This is a genomic window from Desulfosporosinus sp. OT (assembly GCF_000224515.1).
In the GTDB taxonomy this organism is placed as follows: Bacteria; Bacillota; Desulfitobacteriia; order Desulfitobacteriales; family Desulfitobacteriaceae; genus Desulfosporosinus.
This window is the reverse complement of the sequence record NZ_AGAF01000057.1, coordinates 1-2,032: the sequence shown is the minus strand read 5'-3', so window position 1 is coordinate 2,032 and position 2,032 is coordinate 1. Positions and strand designations below refer to the sequence as shown.

Below are 2,032 nucleotides of genomic sequence, written 5' to 3'. Positions count from 1 at the left end.
GTAAATTTGCTATTATTGTTTGTATTATTATTTAACTCGGCATCTGACCGTTACGAAGCTCTACGAAATATAGGGGGTAAGATTAAGTGTGATCTTACCCCCTTAAAAGCATATGGTTGTTGTTACTGTGGCGAGAAGGCTTCCCTGGAATCAATCGTCCCCAGGGCACGCCCCCAGGGACGATAGCAGGTGGGTGCATAGGGATGTATTTCGCATGCCAAACATTTATAATGAAGGAATTGATATTCCAGAAGTGAATACGGTTCTTTTTCTGCGGCCCACGGAAAGCTTAACTGTCTTTTTGCAGCAGTTAGGCAGGGAGCTAAGACTCTGTGAAGGAAAAGAAGCCCTGACAGTTTTGGACTTTGTAGGGCAAGCCCACCAGAAGTATTCCTTTGAAGACCGTTTTAAAGCCTTGTTATCCAGGTCTCGAAAAACCATTGAACAGGAAATCAAGATGGGTTTTGCCAATGTGCCCAGAGGCTGTTCCATCCAATTGGAAAAACAAGCTCAGGACTACATTCTGGAGAACATTCGCAATGCCATTAATACTAAGCGTAATATAATCAGCAAGCTCTATGATCTTATCGAGACTAAACAGGAGCTCAAGGTCAGGGAGTTTTTCGAGGGTTACCATGTGACGCCCCAAGACGTCTACAGCAAAAAAGTGACGGTTGTAGGACTGGCAGCTCAAGCCGGTCTGCTCAAGGGCTATCAGGTGGACGCCGACAGGGAACGATTGCTGGCTTCAGCCTTGGGGAGATTGTCCTTGCTGAATTCCCGGCGCTGGATTACCTTTATGCAGAAGATCCTGCCGGAAATTCGTTGGGGTAAAGGCTCTTTAGGGCATTCGCTAACCGGTGGGGAACGGACAATGCTGATCATGCTTCACTATACCTTGTGGGGCAAGGGGCTGAGTGATCTGGATAGGTTTGCTTCTCCCTTCACCTGTCTGGGCTTGGCAGATTTTCAAAGTCACTATGGTTCGGCGCCCATCAGTATTGTCTGGAAGATGAAGGAGCCTCTGCCGGGGTTTGTGCTGAAGAAGACGGTGAAGGTTTAAGATGGACAAGTGAAGTTTTCCTTGGCTGCCTCGTTTATAAGGTGGACTAAACCCTGTGAATAGTCAGGGACAAGTTAAATCTTGTTGTCTGGAAGATGATTTTCTTCGTAAAATCCAGAATGAGGAAGTGTTTTTATATGCAGAATAACCGAAACGCTGATGTTCTTACGTAAGGTGACATTATGGAAATGTCTAAATATATAGATGGGATATTCGTGCGAACAGACATCTACAACCAATAGCTGAGATGTCTGTTCGCTTTTGTTATTTGCGGGATGGATCATCCCTGGCGCTCCCACGGCCGCTGTTCTTTTTCTGACTCCACCTAAACTTGCGGAGGGTCGTAGAAGTCGTTGATCGTGGTTCCAACAACCTTAATATGATTCTCTAGGGCGCCAAGCAGATCTATTGACTGATTGGCGCCCTATTAGTATCGTTTTAAAATATTTGGTGATCGTTGGAAGGAAAAGTGAGAAGTTGAGCGAAAAAGGAGGTTAGAACGCTGTGGTGGCTTCGTTCAATAATGGCGTATCGTAAATTGAGGATGAAGGTACCTTACTAAGGTGTTTACTTAAATGTCCATATCGGAGAATGTTTCTCACCCTTCGGTTCTATATTGTTGTCTGAGGTTAAATGAAAAATTTAGAAGGAAACGATTGTCTGAAATTCTATGTTAATATCATGATAGAACAGAGAGATTGAACCGAACTCATACCAAGTTTTTTTAAATAATCTTTAAGGAGGAGTTGAGTACCATGGGGAAGTACTTATATGTTGGTCTATGTTACAAGGTAAGGGTTAGGCGCAAACTTCTGTCCGACCAAAAAATTACAGAAGCGGAACTCCTCCAGGGAATGTCTAGCTTTGTTGGAGTTTACTCTGCTTTGCAAGTATGGTAGCCGAGATGAAGCCGAAGAGGTTGGGAGAAAAATGAAAAGCCGGCTCGCATCTATTGATAATGACACAGAT

Annotated in this window: 1 protein-coding gene and 1 pseudogene; both read left to right on the top strand. The window is 44.2% G+C overall.

Translation table 11 applies throughout. The features are described 5' to 3' along the window. Window positions 1-186: hypothetical protein (locus DOT_RS31360; RefSeq protein ID WP_207637031.1), on the top strand; the 186-nt coding region annotated here is incomplete at its 5' end. Between the two features lie 19 nt (window positions 187-205). Continuing rightward, window positions 206-1,063 (top strand): annotated as a pseudogene (locus tag DOT_RS04880) (hypothetical protein); the annotation flags it as partial. Window positions 1,064-2,032: the final 969 nt, after the last annotated feature.